Annotated in this window: 18 protein-coding genes; 8 read left to right on the forward strand and 10 right to left on the reverse strand. The window is 60.3% G+C overall.

Annotated elements, in window-relative coordinates:
* Positions 1–32: 32 nt before the first annotated feature.
* The 6 genes from WKH79_RS09600 (at position 33) to WKH79_RS09625 (ending at position 4,424) form a co-directional block, all read left to right on the forward strand.
* Complete coding sequence (locus tag WKH79_RS09600; protein ID WP_063505474.1) at positions 33–782, forward strand: glutaredoxin; 750 nt, start codon at positions 33–35, stop codon at positions 780–782.
* Entirely contained in the window at positions 779–1,192 is a 414-nt protein-coding gene (locus tag WKH79_RS09605; RefSeq protein ID WP_063511834.1) for a potassium channel family protein, read from the forward strand. Before WKH79_RS09600 ends, WKH79_RS09605 begins: the two co-directional genes overlap by 4 nt.
* Positions 1,189–1,716, forward strand: coding sequence for a DUF305 domain-containing protein (locus WKH79_RS09610; protein ID WP_063511835.1), 528 nt, complete (start codon positions 1,189–1,191; stop codon positions 1,714–1,716). Before WKH79_RS09605 ends, WKH79_RS09610 begins: the two co-directional genes overlap by 4 nt.
* Positions 1,713–2,201 (forward strand): DUF6692 family protein, encoded by a 489-nt coding sequence (locus WKH79_RS09615; RefSeq protein ID WP_341858734.1) that lies wholly within the window; start codon positions 1,713–1,715, stop codon positions 2,199–2,201. Before WKH79_RS09610 ends, WKH79_RS09615 begins: the two co-directional genes overlap by 4 nt.
* A gap of 94 nt (positions 2,202–2,295) precedes the next feature.
* Positions 2,296–3,000 carry an NAD(P)H-binding protein gene (locus WKH79_RS09620; RefSeq protein ID WP_341858735.1) on the forward strand — a complete coding sequence of 235 codons (705 nt, stop codon included), beginning with the start codon at positions 2,296–2,298 and terminating at the stop codon, positions 2,998–3,000.
* 71 nt (positions 3,001–3,071) lie between these two features.
* The gene (locus WKH79_RS09625; protein ID WP_063505478.1) at positions 3,072–4,424 is read left to right on the forward strand and encodes an MBL fold metallo-hydrolase; all 1,353 of its coding nucleotides are present in this window, start codon (positions 3,072–3,074) and stop codon (positions 4,422–4,424) included.
* 92 nt (positions 4,425–4,516) lie between these two features.
* On the opposite strand, the gene WKH79_RS09630 is transcribed toward WKH79_RS09625, so the two are convergent.
* From WKH79_RS09630 to WKH79_RS09640, 3 genes are read right to left on the reverse strand one after another with little or no spacing between them, the layout of a single operon-like run.
* On the reverse strand, positions 4,517–4,963 hold the full coding sequence (locus WKH79_RS09630; RefSeq protein WP_063505485.1) for a DoxX family protein: 447 nt from the start codon (positions 4,961–4,963) through the stop codon (positions 4,517–4,519).
* A 41-nt stretch (positions 4,964–5,004) separates the two neighbouring features.
* Entirely contained in the window at positions 5,005–5,913 is a 909-nt protein-coding gene (locus tag WKH79_RS09635) for an MBL fold metallo-hydrolase (protein WP_063505479.1), read from the reverse strand.
* A gap of 43 nt (positions 5,914–5,956) precedes the next feature.
* On the reverse strand, positions 5,957–6,409 hold the full coding sequence (locus WKH79_RS09640; RefSeq protein ID WP_063505480.1) for a protein tyrosine phosphatase family protein: 453 nt from the start codon (positions 6,407–6,409) through the stop codon (positions 5,957–5,959).
* A 98-nt stretch (positions 6,410–6,507) separates the two neighbouring features.
* On the opposite strand from WKH79_RS09640, the gene WKH79_RS09645 reads away from it, so the two are divergent.
* Positions 6,508–6,840, forward strand: coding sequence for a metalloregulator ArsR/SmtB family transcription factor (locus WKH79_RS09645; RefSeq protein ID WP_063505481.1), 333 nt, complete (start codon positions 6,508–6,510; stop codon positions 6,838–6,840).
* Positions 6,841–6,859: 19 nt separating this feature from the next.
* On the forward strand, positions 6,860–7,660 hold the full coding sequence (locus WKH79_RS09650; RefSeq protein ID WP_197458193.1) for a sulfite exporter TauE/SafE family protein: 801 nt from the start codon (positions 6,860–6,862) through the stop codon (positions 7,658–7,660).
* Positions 7,661–7,676: 16 nt separating this feature from the next.
* Here WKH79_RS09650 and WKH79_RS09655 read toward each other — a convergent pair whose 3' ends face one another.
* The 7 genes from WKH79_RS09655 to WKH79_RS09685 are packed head-to-tail and all read right to left on the reverse strand — an operon-like array spanning position 7,677 to position 17,885.
* A complete protein-coding gene (locus tag WKH79_RS09655; RefSeq protein ID WP_050600425.1) occupies positions 7,677–10,007 on the reverse strand; it encodes a heavy metal translocating P-type ATPase in 2,331 nt (776 codons plus the stop codon).
* Between the two features lie 12 nt (positions 10,008–10,019).
* Positions 10,020–11,561, reverse strand: coding sequence for a multicopper oxidase domain-containing protein (locus WKH79_RS09660; protein ID WP_063535324.1), 1,542 nt, complete (start codon positions 11,559–11,561; stop codon positions 10,020–10,022).
* Between the two features lie 55 nt (positions 11,562–11,616).
* Positions 11,617–12,000, reverse strand: coding sequence for a copper-binding protein (locus WKH79_RS09665; RefSeq protein ID WP_228135259.1), 384 nt, complete (start codon positions 11,998–12,000; stop codon positions 11,617–11,619).
* Entirely contained in the window at positions 11,979–15,146 is a 3,168-nt protein-coding gene (locus tag WKH79_RS09670; protein ID WP_063506064.1) for an efflux RND transporter permease subunit, read from the reverse strand. The genes WKH79_RS09665 and WKH79_RS09670 overlap by 22 nt, the downstream gene beginning before the upstream one ends.
* Entirely contained in the window at positions 15,143–16,654 is a 1,512-nt protein-coding gene (locus WKH79_RS09675) for an efflux RND transporter periplasmic adaptor subunit (RefSeq protein ID WP_063535323.1), read from the reverse strand. The genes WKH79_RS09670 and WKH79_RS09675 overlap by 4 nt, the downstream gene beginning before the upstream one ends.
* Positions 16,651–17,184, reverse strand: a complete 534-nt coding sequence (locus WKH79_RS09680) for a TolC family protein (protein ID WP_341858736.1) — start codon at positions 17,182–17,184, stop codon at positions 16,651–16,653. Before WKH79_RS09680 ends, WKH79_RS09675 begins: the two co-directional genes overlap by 4 nt.
* On the reverse strand, positions 17,076–17,885 hold the full coding sequence (locus WKH79_RS09685) for a TolC family protein (protein WP_341858737.1): 810 nt from the start codon (positions 17,883–17,885) through the stop codon (positions 17,076–17,078). Before WKH79_RS09685 ends, WKH79_RS09680 begins: the two co-directional genes overlap by 109 nt.
* Between the last annotated feature and the right edge of the window lie 39 nt (positions 17,886–17,924).

The raw sequence follows: 17,924 nt of genomic DNA on the forward strand, positions 1-17,924 counted from the left end.
AGCGCCATCACGAAAAACAAACGGAGCGAATTATGACGACCCGAACAGCGACGGTTTACCGCATGGTGATGGAGGATCACGTTTGCCCCTATGGTCTCAAGACGATCGATCTCCTCAAGCGACAGGGATTCGAGATCGACGACAATCACCTGACAAGCAGGGAAGAGACCGACGCGTTTAAAGACAAGCACGAGGTCGAGACCACGCCCCAAACCTTTATCGAAGACAGGCGCATCGGTGGCTATGACGATGTGCGCGAATTCTTCGGCAAAAGCCGCTCGCAGCCCAAGGAGGGCGAAACCAGTTATCAGCCCGTCATCGCGATTTTCGCGGTAGCTCTGCTGCTCGCGCTCGGGCTGAGCTGGGCGTTCTTCGACAACCTCTTTACCGTGCGCGCGGCAGAGTGGTTCGTGAGCCTGTCGATGACCTTGCTGGCCGTCCAGAAGCTGCAAGACGTGCGCAGCTTCTCGACAATGTTCCTGAACTACGATCTGCTGGCCAAACGCTGGGTCCCCTATGGCTTCGTATATCCGTTCGGTGAGGCCGCCGCAGGTATTCTCATGACCGCTGGCGCGCTGACCTGGTTTTCTGCTCCGCTAGCACTGTTCATCGGGACTATTGGCGCCGTCAGCGTATTCAAGGCGGTCTACATCGATAAGCGCGAGCTCAAATGCGCCTGCGTCGGGGGTAGCAGTAATGTTCCGCTTGGCTTCGTCTCATTGACCGAGAACCTGTTCATGATGGGCATGGGTCTGTGGATGGGCGCAAAGGCCTTCCTATGATCATTGCGCTCATTCTTTCCGTCTTCCTGTTCCTCTTGGCTATCGCCTCACACCTCGCGATCCTTGGTGTCGGCCACCGCCTGCTCGGCCGCAGGCGAGACACGCTGGCCAAACTTGGCGTCTCGCTGCTCGTCCTCAGTTCGCATTTTCTGGTCGCAATCCTTTTCGCGGTCGGCTTCTGGCTCGGCGCGGAATGGGATCTTGGAGGGTTCGACAAGGCCCCGACAATGGACTGGATGGACTACTTTTATTTCTCGCTCATCAACGTGACCACGCTTGGTCTGGGCGACATCTATCCGACCGACCACCTGAGGGTGCTCGCCGGCATCGAAGCCCTGACAGGCTTCGCACTCATCAGCTGCTCGGCGCAGCTATTCTGGACCATGATGCATGAAGGAGAAAAAGCATGACTGAGAAGACGCGCCACTCGGACAAGGGAGGGGGAGGCAGCTACTGGCGGTTCATGGCCATGGTTTCGACCTCGACCGTGATTATGTTCTTCCTGATGTATGCCAACACCTTCACCGTCGACGATATCTTCTGGAGCGAAACCCGCTTCTGGATGATGTTCGTCATGGGCGGAATGATGATGATCGTGATGCTCCTTTTTATGTGGGGCATGTACAAGGACCGGACCAAGAACTTTATCATTCTTGGCGTCGGTGCCGTCGTGTTCGCCCTCGCCCTGTGGCTGGTGCGCAGTCAGACCACCGTAGACGATACCGAATATATGGCCGCGATGATCCCGCATCACTCGATCGCGATCATGACCAGCGAACGCGCAAGTCTGAAGGATCCAAGAGTGCGCGAGCTCGCACAGGCTATCATCGTCGCCCAGCGCCGCGAAATCGCCGAGATGAAATATTTGATCGACGACATCGAGCAGAACGGACCGCGAACCGAAGAACGCCTGCCAGAGGAGATGCAGCAATGAAAAACTTCGCGCTTATAGCGGCCATCGCATTGCCGCTCGCCGCCTGCAATTCCAACACCGCCCCGGGCAATGACCGCGAGGCACAGCTAGACCCGCCCGCAACCGCAGCCCCCATTGAGGATGCCGCCACTGCTCTGGCAAATGTCAGCCCCGGCCTGATGCTTCCCGAAACCATGAATGGCGCAGATATCGCTGCACTGGGCGCGCAAAATTCCTGTCAGTTTCGTCTGACCGAAATTGCCTTCCCGTCCTTCGTCTACGACGATAGCGGCCAGGGTGCGGTCAAGATCAACGGTACCCTTATTCCGGTCACTGCCGATGGCCCGGACAGTTATTCGAACGGCGAGCTTCGCATCAAGACGCGCATGCTGGATGATGAAGGCGATGCGGGCCTGCAGATGCAGGAGATGATCGTGGCTGCGCCAAGAGCCAAGGATGAATTCGGCTTCTGGGGCTATACCACCTGTCCCGGCGGCGGAGCCTGATTGAAGCAGGGCGCACGGTCGAGTGATGGCTCACCCGTGCGCCCGCTAAAGCTGATTTTTCTTGCAGACATCATTTCTGAAAAGGAGCGATCCCATGCCCGATACCAGGCCGATTGCTGTCTTCGGTGCCGGCGGTAAAGCAGGCACCGAGCTTTTGAAGCATGCCTTTGGCCGTGACGTACCGATCCGCGCCTTTGAACACAATCTGCCCGAGCCGAGCGAGCGTATAGGCGAGTTCGAATATATCGACTGCGATGTTCTGTCGGATGATTTCGCACAGCAGCTCGATGGATGCCGCGCGGTAATTTCAACTCTCGGTGTCGGGTTTGGTCCGAGCAATGCCATCGATCCGCCACCGCTTTATACCGAAGGAACGCGAAATCTGCTCGAAGCGATGAAGCAAGCCGATATGGACCGAATTGCTGTGATCTCTGCGGCCTTCGTCGAACACCAGTCGAGCGTTCCTGCCTGGTTTGAGCTGACGGCCAAGCCTGCACTGTTCAACATCCTGGAACAGATGCGTGCAATGGAGGCGATGCTGAGTGACGCTCCGGGTATCAGGTGGACGGCTGCGCGGCCCGGGTGGTTGCTTGACGAACCCTATACCGGCGAAGCGGTGATTACCGACGAACGTCTGGCAGAGGGTTGCTTTAGATGCCGTCACGCGGATCTTGCAGCGAGCCTTCTCGAGTTTGTACTCGAAGACATTTGGATCAACGCAAAGCCTGCCATCGGTCGGCCCGAAAACGAGAGCTTAGAGAGCCCTGCCGCCATCAAAGCCGAGCTGGGGATCGATTGAGCCTGGTACCACTGATTGAGGCTCAATCGGCCTGAACATCACAAATTTCGAGTAGGACACAAGGAAGCCACATGTATTTCGAGACGATCAAGACCCCGGGTCTTTCGCAAATCTCCTACATTATCGGTGCCGGCGGGCAGGCTGCGGTCATCGATCCGCGCCGAGACTGCGAAATCTATGTCGATAAGGCCCGCGCCGAAGGACTGGAGATCACCCACATCTTCGAGACCCATCGCAATGAGGACCTCATCAGCGGATCGCCGATCCTTTCCGAAATGACCGGCGCGAGGGTCTATCACGGGCCCAATTCAGCAGGCGAAGTCGTGTTTGCCGAGACTGCGCGCGAAGGCGATTGCTTTGAACTGGGACAACTGAGAATCGAAGTGCTTGAAACGCCCGGTCACACTGACGACCATCTCGCCTTCGTTATCCATGACAGCGAATATTCCGAAGGACCGGTTGGCGTCTTCACAGGCGATGCGCTGTTTGTCGGCGATGTCGGGCGAACCGATTTCTATCCCGAACGCAAGGAGGAAGTTGCCGGGCTGCTATACGATTCCCTGCAAAAGATTTGCCGTCTCGGAGACCAGGCAATCATTTACCCGGCGCATGGCGCGGGTTCGGTCTGCGGATCGGGTATGGCGGACCGGGAATTCTCCACGGTCGGCCATGAACGCCGCAATAATTCGCGCCTGCGTATCTCTGATCGCGACGAATTCATTCAGGCGAAAATAGCAGAGCACCATTACCAGCCGCCCTATTTCCGGTTAATGGAGCGGCTCAATCTGGAAGGCGCAGATGCTGCTCCGCGCATCATGCGCCCCCGCCGGATGGGGCTACAGCAAATTGCCAAGAGCGGCGCTGACCACCTGATCGACGTTCGTGAACCGCTTGGCTATGCCGGCGGCCACCTGCCGGGCGCGATGTGCCTTCCGGTGGGAATGATCCCGGCTTTCGCAGGGTGGTTCATCACCGAGGGCGAGACGATAGCGCTGGTCGCCTCCGAAGAAGACCAGCTTGCCAATGCGATGGCGCATCTGGTGCGCATCGGTTTTGACAACATCATTGGTGGTTACGTGGGCGTCGTTCCTGCAGCTGCACAGGGCGCGGCGATGCGCAGCGTTCCCATGATCAACACCGATGAAGTCGCGCAAAGACTCGACCAGAACGGCGGCCAATGGACCTTGCTCGATGTGCGTGATCTCGAGGAGCGCCAGCAAACCAGTATCGATGGCTCAGAACATATCTACGTCGGCGAGCTGAATACCCGCTGGAAAGAGCTAAAGCAGGATCATCACTACACGCTGATGTGCGCGAGCGGAATGCGCGCGAGCGTTGCTGCGGGCTGGCTGGCCAGCAAGGGTTTCGAGCACCTCGACATCTATCTTGGTTCCATGGGGGCGTGGAAGAACGCGTCCGGCTGAAGCGCGTAGCTTGAAGCGTGAAACTCTTGCAAAGCACGTCAAAATCTTTTGCGAGATTTTGCTCGTATGTGGCGGGTCAGCGTGCTCGTCGCTCAACTAGCGGCGCGACCGAGCGCCGTATCCATTGAATGACTTCCTGGTCCGCGAACGAAGACAAATGCCAGCGCCCCCAGGATAGCGATATTCTTGAGTAGCGGGCCTGTGTGGCCAGGGGCGATATGGATCGCGAAAGTTATCGGAACGAGAGTGAGAAATAGCGCGGTGCATGAGAGCCGAGTCATCCACCCCAAGGCCAGCGATGTGCCTGCACCGATGAACACCAAGCCAGACAGCCACAAAAGGATGGACGCATCACCAATTAAAACAACATGATCTTTCCATGGCGACAATGCCATCCGGTCGAGCATATATTCATGTGCAAGAAAATGCCCCAATCCGCCGATGATGAATATGAGGCTCAAAGAGAGGCGGAAGACCGGATCGATCAATCGCACTTTTGCGGCCCATATCGCTAGGTTGTTTTCGACATTCCGGATCATAATGCACCCTCCACCCTCAGGTTGATGCATCGACGGCAAACTTACTGGGTGCGTGGACCTGTTTCTTCGGGCGGTGTTTGCGGTTCACCCAAAACGTTGACCGGCAGTTTCAGATAGATCGTGCCGTTTTCTTCTGCGCCAGGCATGTTCCCACCACGAATGTTGATCTGGATTGATGGCAGGATGAGACGTGGCATACCCAGCTGTTCGTCGCGCTCCTCTCGCATGGCCACAAATGCATCCTCGCCGATCCCGGCGTGGACATGGATGTTGCTGTGCTTTTGGTCTTGTACCGTAGTTTCCCACCGATGCTCCGAGCGGCCTTCCGGTAGGTAGTCGTGACACATAAACAGCCGCGTCTCGCCTGGTAGCTCGAAGATCCGGCGAATAGAGCGATAGAGCGTACGTGCATCGCCGCCGGGAAAGTCGGCGCGCGCCGTGCCGTAATCGGGCATGAACAGCGTATCGCCGACAAAGGCGGCATCGCCGATAACATAAGTCATGCACGCGGGCGTATGTCCCGGCGTATGGAGTGCCCGAGCCGATATGGTGCCCAGGTCGAAGCTGTCATTATCGGCAAACAAATGGTCGAACTGGCGCCCATCGCGCGGCAGGTCCACCCCGGCATTGAAGATCGGACCGAAGGTATTCTGCGTGACGGTGATCTGGCTGCCGATAGCGAGTCTGCCGCCTAGCGCGCTGCGAATGTAAGGTGCGGCGGACAGGTGATCGGCATGGACATGGGTTTCCAGTATCCACTCACATTTGAAACCCTTCTCCCGGACGAAATCGATCACCTTATCGGCGGACTTTGTCGCGGTTCGTGCCGCTGCGGCATCGAAATCGAGCACCGGATCGATCACCGCGCACACCTTGGCCGCGGGATCGGACACGACATAGGTCACCGTATTGGTATTTGTGTCGAAAAATGCCTCTACGTCAGGTTTCATCGAAAGCTCTTTTTGTATGCAGGTTGAAGGCGGGTCGGAGTGATCAGTCCTGCGCTCGGTCGACGTAATTACGGACAAAATCTTCCAGCGCCGGTTCATCGCAAACGAAGCCCATATCCGCCGCTTGCTGCAGCGTCGCGTCGCCGCCCATTCCCTGTTGCGCCGCCAGATGCATCATTGTGAAGGCCCCTGCGCGCTTGCCCGAAGCGCAATGGACCAGAACCGGCTTCGGGAGCGCTTCGACGCTGGCCCTGAATTCATCGACGAGTTCATCCGACATGGCGCCGCCCGCCATCGGCAGGTGACGATATTCGAGGCCAAGCGATGCCACAACTTCACCTTCCCGGTTCGGGGCGATTGGCTGGTCCGCCTCATCCTGGCAGCGCAGGTTGACGACGGCTTTGTAACCATCCTCCGCCAAGGCGCGCAGGTCGCTCTCGGAAGGCGGAGCAGCCGAGACGGCGAAACTGTCGTTGAGGGTCTTGATGTGGGTCATAAGGAATATCCTGAATCTGGCTCAAAGCTCCCGGCCCGCAATAGCGCGGCGGCAGATTACGATTGACTTTATATGCACACCTTCGCATATATGCAAGTATGCAAGCCGAAGATATTCGCAAACAAGCCGAAAAGGCGGTGACCCTGCTCAAGGCATTGGGCAGCCACAACCGCCTGATGATCGCCTGCCAGCTTGTGGAGGGCGAGCGCAGCGTGGGCGAGCTGGCCAATTTGCTGGAGATCGGTGAAACCGTCGTCTCGCAGCATCTTTCGCTGATGCGCAAGGACGGTTTGGTCGCAGCGCGGCGAGACGGTCGCTCAATCCACTATTCCCTGTCCGGCGATGCGACACGGCGTGTGCTGGAAACGCTTTACGCCATCTATTGCAGTCCGGACGGCGAAGCCGGCAGCGGACCCGGCGAGACAAGTTAATGACGGCTGCGCCCGCCTGATGGATATCGGTCTTGTTCAGGCGTCATTGTCGCTAGCCTCAGGGCTCCTCGTGGGGTTCTCGCTGGGTTTGATCGGCGGCGGGGGATCGATCCTCGCCGTGCCGCTATTGATCTATGTTGTCGGCGTTCGCGACACACATGTCGCAATCGCCACATCCGCTGCCGCCGTGGCCGCGAGCGCCTTGGCCAACCTGCTGTTACATGCCCGTGGCGGCAGTGTGAAATGGCGTTGCGCAAGTCTTTTCGCGGCATTCGGTATTATCGGTGCAGCGGCGGGATCGACTATGGGGAAGATGACACAGGGCGATCTCCTGCTGGGCCTGTTCGGCTTGGTGATGATCATTGTCGGCCTGTCGATGATACGCGAAAAATCGGGTGGGTCCGACCCGGATGTCCGCCTTACCGCAGCGACCGCATTGCGGTTGACCCCGCGGCTGGCGGCCGGTGGGTTTGTTGTCGGCGCACTGTCTGGCTTTTTCGGTATCGGCGGCGGGTTCCTGGTAGTGCCGGGCCTGGTTTCCGCGACGGCCATGCCGATCCTCAATGCGATCGGCTCTTCGCTAGTCTCCGTAACCGCTTTCGGCGCCACCACGGCCGCCAATTACGCATTGGACGGGCTGATCAATTGGCCGATCGCCGGGTTCTTCATTGGCGGAGGCGCGATGGGGGGCTGGCTGGGAACCCGGGCCTCGCACAGCCTCGCGGCGCGCAAGCGGACGCTAACATACATTTTCTCTGCAGTCGTGATCCTTGTCGGTGTGTTCGTCACCGGCGAATGGGTAACGACGGCTTTGTTGTGATCGCCGCCATTCGGCGTCATGTGTCCAGGCGCAGGCTCCGCAGCCGCAGCGCATTCGCGATCACCGATACAGAAGAGAGGCTCATGGCCGCCGCCGCGATCATGGGACTCAGCAGCAATCCGAAGAACGGAAACAGCACGCCTGCGGCGACCGGAATGCCAAGCGTGTTATAACCAAACGCGAAGAACAGGTTCTGCCGGATGTTGCGCATCGTTGAGCGCGACAGCACGATGGCCTGGACTACCCCCGTCAAATCACCGCGCACCAGAGTCACGCCTGCGCTCTCAATCGCCACATCGGTGCCGGTACCCATGGCGATTCCGACATCTGCAGCGGCCAGCGCGGGGGCATCGTTGATGCCGTCTCCGGCCATACCGACGCGGCGGCCTTGTGCCTTCAGCTCCTCAATCTTGCTGTGCTTGTCTTCCGGAGAGACATTGGCATGCACCTCGTCGATCCCCATTTCGCGCGCCACCGCTTCGGCTGTGCCACGGCTATCGCCGGTGAGCATCACCACCCGGATGTCGCGCGAATGGAGCGCCGCAATCGCCGCAGCGCTGGTCGGCTTGATCGGATCGGCTACCGCAATGAGACCTGCCGGACGGCCATCGAACGCGACGAACATAACTGTCTGGCCCTGCTTGCGACCGCCCTCCGCCGAGCCAAGCCAGACGTCATCGTCGATACCGACACGTCGCATCATCTTCTCATTGCCGATAGCAACGCGGCGGTCCTGCACGCTGGCCTCGACACCTTCGCCGGTGGTCGAGGCGAGGTCTGTGGCCTCGGCCGGCGATACGCCGCGCGCTTTTGCGCCTTCGACGATCGCATGGGCCAGCGGATGCTCGCTTCCCATCTCGACACCCGCGACCGCGGCCAGGAATTCGGTTTCGTCAATTCCGTTTGCAGGTGTCACTGCCACCAGGTCGGGTTTGCCCATCGTCAGCGTGCCTGTCTTGTCGACCACCAGCGTATCGATCTTCTCCAATGTTTCGAGCGCCTCGGCGTTACGGATCAGAATGCCATGCTGCGCGCCCTTACCGGTACCGGTCATGATCGACATCGGCGTGGCAAGCCCAAGCGCGCACGGACAGGCGATGATCAAGACTGCGATGGCATTGACCAGCGCATAGGCCAGCGCGGGCGCGGGGCCCCAGATAGCCCAGACTATGAACGTGACGATGGCGATCACCACCACGGCGGGCACGAACCAGCCCGCCACCTGATCCGCCAAGCGCTGGATCGGTGCGCGGCTGCGCTGCGCTTCGGCTACCATCTGGACGATCTTGGACAGCATCGTGTCCTTGCCTACACCGGTGGCGCGCATGACAAAGCCGCCGGTCTGATTGACTGTCCCGCCTATAACTGTGTCGCCGGTTTTCTTGGCGACGGGCAGCGGTTCACCACTGATCATGGATTCATCGATTGCGCTCGAACCCTCCTCAATCTCGCCATCGACGGGCACTTTGTCGCCGGGACGGACGCGCAGACGATCACCGGTGGCCAGCTGATCGAGCGGCACCTCGCGCTCGTCGCCGGACCCGAAGATTTTGACCGCGCTTGGCGGAGCCAGTTCGAGCAGCGCGCGCAATGCGCTGGAGGTCGAGCCCCTTGCCTTGAGCTCGAGGACCTGCCCCAGCAAGACCAACGTCGTGATGACAGCCGCGGCCTCAAAGTAGACCCCGACCCGCCCCGAATGGTCATGAAACGCGGGCGGGAAAATATGCGGTGCAATCGTTGCCACCACGCTGAAAATGTAGGCGATCGCCACGCCGAACCCGATCAGCGTGAACATGTTGAGATTGCGCGTCTTCAGCGACTCGACGGCGCGGGTGAAAAACGGCCAGGCTCCCCACAGAACGACGGGGGTAGCGAGAGCGAACTGCGCCCATTGCGCATAGGCAGATTCGATAAGCTGGTCGAAACTGATCCAGGGAACCATGTCGCCCATTGCATAGACGAACAATGGCAGCGTCAGGAGCGCGCTCCACCAAAAGCGGCGACGCATATCGATCAGTTCAGGGTCTGGTCCATCGTCGAGCGAGACCATCTCCGGTTCGAGCGCCATTCCGCAAATCGGGCACGAACCGGGGCCGGGCTGCCGGATTTCAGGGTGCATTGGGCAAGTATAAATCGTCCCCTCAGGCACCTCTTCGACCGCATTGAGGTGCGCGCCCGACAGGTAGAGTTCGGGATCAGCAAGGAACTTGTCGTGGCAGCGCGAAGAACAGAAATAGTGCTCGGCGCCTTCATACGGCGCAATGTGCTTCGCGCCGTCGATCGCAACGCTCATGCCGCATACCGGGTCGATGGCAGTGCCCTCGATTACGCTTTCATCCTTGCTCACAACATTTCCTTCCTAGCTGTTCATGACGACGAATTGCCCCATCATACCTGCATCCTCGTGCTCGAGGATGTGGCAATGGTACATGTAGGGCAGGTCCGGGTCGGTGTTTTCCTCGAAGCGGACCAGTACGCGCACCTGTTCGCGCGGGTTCACCACCACGGTGTCCTTGTATCCCGTTTCCAGCGGCGGCGGCGCGCGGCCATTGCGCTCGATCACGCGAAACTGCGTATTATGGATATGGAAGGGGTGCGCCATCATCGAAGCGTTGGCGATCTCCCATATTTCCCATTGTCCGACCGGCACGCGTTCGTTGATGACATCCATGTCCATCGCCGCGCCATTGATCGACATTCCCCCGCCCATCATACCCATATCGATCACAAACCGGCGGGTTCGCACGGCGAGCGATGGATCGGGCACACCAAGCGGAGCAAGTTCGGCCGGCAGCCTGACAGACCGAGCCGTATCTGCGGGCCTGATGTCGAGAATGCGAAATACCCCGTCGGAAGGATCACCGTCATTTCCACGGCCCATCATCCCTCCGCCCATCATGCCGCGGCCCTGTCCGCCCATCATGCCCATCATGTTGTCCGGGCTGCTGGCGACAAGGCGCAGCGGGCGTCCTTCGGCGAGATCAAGGATGATCTGCGCCCGCTCCCCCGGCGCAAGCCTGAGCGACCGGACAGGATGGGGTCGATCAAGCAAGCCGCCGTCGCTCGCAATAAGCTGCATCGGTGCACCGCCCTCAAGCGAGAAATCATAGAACCGTGCGTTCGATCCGTTGAGAAGGCGCAGACGGAGCTGTCCGGTCGCTGCGTCAAAGACAGCGTCTTCGGTGCCGTTGACGTAAATCCGGTTGCCACGAACGCCCATCATGCGCGCTTGCATTCCGCTTGGGTAAATCAGTTGACCGGACCCATCGATTATCCGGTCCTGGACGATCAGCGGAATGTCGTCGATGCCATATTCGCTCGGCAGACCGAGGCGCTCTTCTTGATCGTCGCGCACATAGATCGGCGCGGCAAGTCCGGCATAAACCTGCGACCCGGCTCTGCGGTGCAGATGCGAATGATACCAGTAGAGCGAGGCGCGCTGGCGCACTTCGAAAGACGGGCTCCACCTCTCGCCTGGGCAGATCAGTTGATGCGGTCCGCCATCGGCAGAGGCGGGGAGTTCGAACCCGTGCCAATGGACCGTGGCGCCTTCGGCCAGATTATTGTCGATGTGGAAGCGCACCCGTTCGCCGCGGCGCATTTCCAGTGTCGGCCCGAGATAGGGTGCGTCAATGCCGATCGTGGGTGAGGCGACGCCAGCCACGAATTCCTTCTGGCCCGAGGTCAAGGAGAGGCGAAAAACACGCTCGCCCTGTTCGATCCGGCCCACCTGCAACGGCGGTATGGCGAGCGGGTTGGAACCGCCAGTGCTGCCCTGCAAAAGCTTGTTGGGTGCCTCGCACGCTGCAAGCGGCATGACCGCAAATCCCGCTGCGGCCAGGCCCGCGTGCTTCAGCAATGCACGACGCTCGATGGGGAATACCTGGCCTTTGCGGTTCATGATAGCGTTGCTCCTCGAGGGCGACACCGGATTTGTCCGACGCCGCCCCATCGTTTCACTGCTTCGTGATCGACGTGATCACACTGCCTTCAGGACCAGTACGAAACTCGAAGGAAATTCCCTCACCGACGCTGACATCACTCCGCAGTTGCTCGTCTGCCTCGAACGCCATCGTCATTGCCGGCCAGTCAATTGCGGCGACCGGGCCATGCTCGACGGTGATCGTGCCAGCTTCGCCATCGATGGCGGTGACGGTTCCCTCAGCGCTGGCGGTCTGCATCATGTCACCAGGGTCCATTGCCGACATGTCCTGATCATCCATCATCATGCCATCTTCAGCCATCGGCATATCGTTCATCTCAGCCATATCCTGGCCGGAATCACAGGCTGCCAGCGCCAGCGGGGCGGCCAATGAGGTCAAGAGGGTTGTGGTACGCATTTTTCTTCTCCTTCGGAGTGGTTTGGCCGATCTGGCCGGGGACGCCGCAACAACAGATATGCGGCGGGAAGTACAAACATGGACAAAAGCGGAGCTGTGATCATTCCGCCGATCATCGGCGCGACGATTCGGCTCATCACTTCGGAGCCAGCCCCAGTGCCGATCAGGATCGGGAACAGACCGGCCAAGAGAACCGCCACGGTCATCGCCTTGGGCCTCACTCGCAGCAAGGCGCCTTCGCGGATGGCGGCAGAGACTTCCTCTGCATCTGCATTCTCGCCGCGCCGGTCCAACGCGGCTTTCAGGTAGATCAGCATGATGACGCCGAATTCCGCAGACACACCGGCCAGCGCAATAAAGCCGACAGCGGTTGCGACGGACTGGTTGTACCCCATCAGGTAAAGCAGCCAGAAGCCACCGGTCAGCGCGAATGGCAACGTGCCCATGATGAGCAGCGCCTCGTCGAACCGGCGGAAGATCAGATAGAGCAGCAGGAATATGATTGCGAGCGTCGCCGGGACGACAATCTGCAGGCGTTCATAGGCACGTGTGAGATATTCGAATTGCCCGGCATAGGACAGGCTGACACCCGCTGGCAGATCGACTTCTGCGGCGATGACTTCCTGCAAATCGCCAACCACCGAGGTAAGATCGCGTCCGCGCACATCAATGTAGACATAGCTCGTGGGTCGGCCCTGCTCGCTCTTGAGCATGGGCGGGCCGCTGGTCACGCTCACAGCAGCCACGGTGCCGAGCGTAATCTGCTGACCCGACGGGGTGAGAACCGGCAGGTTACGCAGCTCGTCCACGCTGTCACGAATTTCGCGCGGATACCGCACGTTGATCGGATATCGCGCCAGCCCCTCCACGCTGCGGGCCACGTTTGCACCGCCGATTGCGCCAGATACGATCTGCTGGACGTCGGCGATGTTGAGGCCGTAGCGGGCTGCTTCCAGCCGGTCGATATCGACATCGACATAGCGGCCTCCCGATAGCCGTTCGGCCAGTGCAGAGCTGACGCCCGGAACGTTCTTGGCGGCTTGTTCGACCTGGAGCGCAACTCGTTCGAGCTCGCCCAGGTCTTCTCCGGAAACCTTGATCCCTATCGGGCTCTTGATCCCTGTAGCGAGCATGTCGATCCGGTTGCGAATTGGCGGGACCCAGACGTTGGCGAGGCCGGGCACCTGCACAGCGCGATCCAGTTCCTCGACCAGCATGTCGGGCGTCATGCCCTCGCGCCATTCTTCGCGCGGTTTGAAGCGGATGGTTGTCTCGAACATGATGAGCGGGGCGGGGTCGGTGGCGGTGTCGGCACGGCCGGCTTTGCCGAACACGGTTTCGACTTCCGGTACGGTCATGATCAGCCGGTCGGTGCGCTGGAGCAGCGCCGACGCCTCGCCGGGGGACAATCCGGGCAGGGCGCTGGGCATGTAGAGAAGGTCGCCTTCATCGAGCGGTGGGAGAAACTCACCGCCGAGCCGGGAAAAAGGAACAAGCGTCGTCAAGAAGATCAGACCGGCGATGGCGAGCGTGGTCTTGGGGCGGCGCATCACCCAGTCGAGGCCGGGTCGGTAAGCGCGGGTCAGCACGCGGTTGACCGGATTGCTGTCCTCTGCAGGGATCTTTCCCCGGATCAGCCAGCCCATCAGCACTGGAACCAGAGTGATTGAAAGGATCGCAGCAGCGGCCATGGCGTAGGTCTTGGTGAAGGCGAGCGGCGCGAAGAGCCGTCCTTCCTGCGCCTGCAAGGTAAACACCGGCAGGAACGACAAGGTGATGATCAGCAGGCTGAAGAACAACGCCGGGCCGACTTCCTTCGAGGCATCGGTGACGATACGCCATCGCTCGTTGACGGACAGAACCGCATCGGGATTTTCCTCGGTCCAGCGTTCGATGTGTTTATGGGCATTCTCGATCATGACCACCGCCGCATCGACCATCGCCCCGATCGCGATGGCGATACCGCCGAGCGACATGATATTGGCGTTCACTCCCTGGAAGCGCATTACGAGGAAGGCCGCGAGCACACCCATAGGCAGCGTCACGACCGCGACCAGAGCCGAGCGCGCGTGCCACAGGAACAAAAGGCACACCAAAGCCACGACGATAAATTCCTCGATCAGCTTGGTCGTCAGGTTGTCGACCGATGCGTCGATCAGTTGCGAGCGGTCATAGGTGGTGACAATCTCCACCCCTTCAGGAAGGCTCGCCTGCAATTGTTCGAGTTTGGCTTCCACTGCCGTAATCGCGCTCCGCGCGTCGGCTCCCTGCCGCAGGATGACGATACCGCCTGCAACCTCGCCTTCACCGTTCAGCTCGGCGATGCCGCGCCGCAGTTCCGGACCGATCTGGACATTCGCGACATCGCCGAGCGTGACCGGCACGCCGCCCGCTTCGGCGCGCAGCGGAATGCTGCGGAAATCCGCCAGAGTTCCGAGATAACCCGATGCACGGACCATATATTCCGCTTCGCCCATCTCGACAATTGAGCCGCCAGTTTCCTGATTGCCCGCCTGAACTGCCCTGACAACCTGCGCATGCGTCACACCCAGCGAGGCCATACGGTAGGGATCGAGAACGATCTGGTATTGTTTGACCATGCCGCCAACGCTGGCGACCTCGGCGATCCCGGGTATGGTCTGCAACTCGTAGCGCAGGAACCAGTCCTGCAAGCTGCGCAGCCCGGCAAGGTCGTGTCCGCCGCTACGGTCCACCAGTGCATATTCGTAGATCCAGCCGACCCCGGTGGCATCGGGCCCGAGCGTACTCTGAACTCCTTCGGGCAGCCGATTCTGGACCTGGTTGAGATATTCGAGAACCCGCGAGCGCGCCCAGTAAAGATCGGTTCCGTCTTCGAAGATGACATAGACATAGCTGTCGCCGAAGAAGGAATAGCCGCGCACTGTTTCGGCGCCGGGGACCGACAGCATGGTTGTGGCCATCGGGTAGGTCACCTGATCCTCGACAATTCGGGGAGCTTGTCCCGGATAGTTCGAGCGGATCACCACCTGCACGTCGGACAGATCGGGCAATGCATCGACCGGTGTTGTCCTCACAGCCCAGAAACCGGCCAATGCCAGCCCGATCGCCGCCAACACCACGAAGAAGCGATTGGCAATCGAGCTATCGATAATGCGCGCAATCATTGGCCGGTCTTTCGGATCGAGACAATGCGGGGCCCGGTGTCGGCCTGCGCAAATGTGAAGGAAACCCGGTCACCGCGCGCGAAACCGCGCAGTTGCTCTGGCCCCTCGGTGGCGAAAGGCATGGTCATCGCTGGCCATTCGAGTGCAGGCACCGGGCCGTGCCGCAGGGTCACACTGCTTGAGGTGATACGCTCAATTGTACCGGTTGCCCTATAGGTTTGCGGCTCGTCGGCCTCGCTTGACGTCTGGTCTCGGGTCGCCGCCGATGGGGCCTGATCGACAGGACGCACATCGATACCGGTAAGACTGGCTTCGGAGTCGAGCAGGAACTGGCCCGAAGTAACGACCTGCTCGCCCGCAGCAAGGCCAGCAAGGACTTCGGTGCGCCCGTTCGCTTCGCGGCCGATGCGAATTTCTGCGGGGCGATAGCCGCCGCTTTCCTGTGCAATCATCACAAGAGTCCGCTCGCCAGTGCGAATGACCGCTTCCGAAGGAACCAGCAACGTCTCACGTCGCTCAGGTGCCAATGTGACTTGCGCGAACATGCCCGGTTTGAGCCGAAGCCCTGGATTAAGCATGGCGGCCCGCACGGTAATCGTCCTGCTTGTGTCCTGCGCGCTCGGCAGGATGGCGATGATCCGTCCAGCAAATCGCTCGCCAGGAAAAGCTGTGAGCGTCGCGCTGACCGGCTGCCCGACGCGGGCGCTTCCGGCCAATGCCTCGGGTACAGCGGCTTCGAGCCAGATCGGGCTGTAGCCGCTAATTTCGGCAAGGCTTTGGCCTGCCATGACGGTCATGCCCGGCCTTATACCGAGCGATGTGATTGCGCCCGATTGCGGCGCGGTGACGGTAATCGTCGATTGAGGTCTGCCGCTTCGAGCGACTGAGGAGATCACGCCTTCCGGCATACCGAGCAGTCGCAACCGTTGGCGGGCAGCATTGGTAAGCGCCGCGTCTCCTGTTGCCGCTACGGCAAGGAATTCCTGCTGGGCACCGCCCCATTCGGGGATCAGCAGATCGACGATCGGTGCACCTCTTGTAATCAGGTCTTGCGGCGCGTGACCATATGTCCGCTGCACAAAGCCGCCCGCGCGCGGCTGCACGATCGCTACTTCGCTACCGTTATAGGCGAGCGTGCCAGTCACACTCACATCCGGTTCCAACACGCCGTATTCGGCCTCGGCAGTGCGAATTCCGAAATTCTGCACTTGGGTCGAGCTGATACTGACGCCCTCGCCCGCCTGCGCTCCGCCTCCGGCACATTTTGGGACCAGTTGCATATCCATGAACGGAGATTTGCCCGGCTCATCGAAGCGCTGGTCGGGCACCATCGGGTCGTACCAGTAAAGCACTTCGTCGCAGCCGGTGTCGGCACCGAGCTCTTCGCCGCTGCTATCTCCGCCGAGCATCGACAAGCCGTATCCGGTCGCCAGACTGACAAGGGCGATGGCTGCGGCGGTCGCATAAGTGCGCTGGCGCGGCGTAAAACGTTCGAAAGCGGCGTTCATGGCCTGTCCTCCCCATATGTAAGACGTAGAGTTGCAGCGGCTTCGACAGCCATCTGTTCGCGTTCAAGGATCTCGAGTTCGAGCAATGCCAGCGCAGATTTGGCCGCGATCACTTCAACGAGGTCGGCGCGTCCAGCAGCGAAGCTGGCGGTTTCTAGGTCGGCACGGTCGCGCGCGAGCGGGAGAAGCTGGTCACGCGCACGTTCCCATTGCTGTAGCGCGCTGCGCCATTCAGCAAGATCGGTTTCGAACCGGGCCCTGATCGCCCTCAGGCGGTCGACGCGCTCGGCCGAGGCGGCAGCAGCGTCTGCTTCGGCCGCCGCGATGCGCGGATTCTGCCGCCTGTCAGTGAAGATTGGCAAAGTGACCGATCCCATGACCGATATGACACTGCCAAAATCAGGATTACGGTGTCCATAAGTCACGCTGACGCCGAAATCAGGTCGCTTTTCAGCGCGTGCCAGATCGGCTGCAGCTTCGGCACGTCGCTGCTCGGCATCCGCCAGACGCAATTCCGGATTGGCCTCCAACGCGAACCGAAGCTCTTCCGGGTCCACGGTAACTTGGGGAGCGCCCCCGCAGCGACGGGCTCGCTTCCGGCGATATATCGCTGCAGCCGGGCACGCGCGGCTGCGCGCGCGGCCTCGATCCGGGTAATGGCATCCTCGATTTCGAGAAGCTCGCGCCGGATCGCAAGGCTTTCGGCAGGTCTGGCCGATCCCGAAGCGACGGCACTGACTGCGACCGGAACGAAGTCCCTTAAGCTGTCCAGAGAGTCGCGCGCAAGAGCGAGGCGCTGCTGAGCATAATACAGGCCAATCCAAGCCGTCCCGGCCTCGGCGAGGATGGAACGTTCGGACAAGCCAAGACGGGCTTCGGCAATACCGATTTCGGATCCGGCAAGGCCGTATCGTGCTCGCCGCCTGGCAAGATTGGGAATTTCCTGCTCGATGCCCACCGCGAGCTGCGTCGGCAATTGCGCATACGGATTAAATGCAGCGGGTCCGGTGACCGGCAAGTTCATCACGCCTGCACGAACGCGTGGATCGGGCAATTCGTCCGCTGCGTCCGCAGCATCGCGCCTCGCCTGTACACGCAAAGCGCCCGCTTCAAGCATGGGCTGTTCCGCCCGCGCCGCCGCAAGGGTTTCTTCATAGCCGACCGACTGCGCTTGGGCAGCCTGCGCGACCAGCAGGGCCGAAAACGGCACCCAACCAATTCGCCAGTTCATAAATCTCACTCGTGCAGAGCGAGCTGACGACATAACATG

This window comes from Qipengyuania sp. GPGPB31, from assembly GCF_038396345.1.
Lineage (GTDB): Bacteria > Pseudomonadota > Alphaproteobacteria > Sphingomonadales > Sphingomonadaceae > Qipengyuania > Qipengyuania citrea.

Bases quoted from the DNA above. Each gene is read 5' to 3' on its own strand.
- WKH79_RS09625 (WP_063505478.1), top strand. From the start codon at position 3,072: ATGTATTTCGAGACGATCAAGACCCCGGGTCTTTCGCAAATCTCCTAC.
- WKH79_RS09650 (WP_197458193.1), top strand. From the start codon at position 6,860: ATGGATATCGGTCTTGTTCAGGCGTCATTGTCGCTAGCCTCAGGGCTC.
- WKH79_RS09670 (WP_063506064.1), bottom strand. From the start codon at position 15,146: ATGATTGCGCGCATTATCGATAGCTCGATTGCCAATCGCTTCTTCGTG.
- WKH79_RS09660 (WP_063535324.1), bottom strand. From the start codon at position 11,561: ATGAACCGCAAAGGCCAGGTATTCCCCATCGAGCGTCGTGCATTGCTG.
- WKH79_RS09610 (WP_063511835.1), top strand. From the start codon at position 1,189: ATGACTGAGAAGACGCGCCACTCGGACAAGGGAGGGGGAGGCAGCTAC.
- WKH79_RS09635 (WP_063505479.1), bottom strand. From the start codon at position 5,913: ATGAAACCTGACGTAGAGGCATTTTTCGACACAAATACCAATACGGTG.
- WKH79_RS09645 (WP_063505481.1), top strand. From the start codon at position 6,508: ATGCAAGCCGAAGATATTCGCAAACAAGCCGAAAAGGCGGTGACCCTG.
- WKH79_RS09605 (WP_063511834.1), top strand. From the start codon at position 779: ATGATCATTGCGCTCATTCTTTCCGTCTTCCTGTTCCTCTTGGCTATC.
- WKH79_RS09685 (WP_341858737.1), bottom strand. From the start codon at position 17,885: ATGAACTGGCGAATTGGTTGGGTGCCGTTTTCGGCCCTGCTGGTCGCG.
- WKH79_RS09675 (WP_063535323.1), bottom strand. From the start codon at position 16,654: ATGAACGCCGCTTTCGAACGTTTTACGCCGCGCCAGCGCACTTATGCG.
- WKH79_RS09630 (WP_063505485.1), bottom strand. From the start codon at position 4,963: ATGATCCGGAATGTCGAAAACAACCTAGCGATATGGGCCGCAAAAGTG.
- WKH79_RS09620 (WP_341858735.1), top strand. From the start codon at position 2,296: ATGCCCGATACCAGGCCGATTGCTGTCTTCGGTGCCGGCGGTAAAGCA.
- WKH79_RS09665 (WP_228135259.1), bottom strand. From the start codon at position 12,000: ATGCGTACCACAACCCTCTTGACCTCATTGGCCGCCCCGCTGGCGCTG.
- WKH79_RS09640 (WP_063505480.1), bottom strand. From the start codon at position 6,409: ATGACCCACATCAAGACCCTCAACGACAGTTTCGCCGTCTCGGCTGCT.
- WKH79_RS09600 (WP_063505474.1), top strand. From the start codon at position 33: ATGACGACCCGAACAGCGACGGTTTACCGCATGGTGATGGAGGATCAC.
- WKH79_RS09615 (WP_341858734.1), top strand. From the start codon at position 1,713: ATGAAAAACTTCGCGCTTATAGCGGCCATCGCATTGCCGCTCGCCGCC.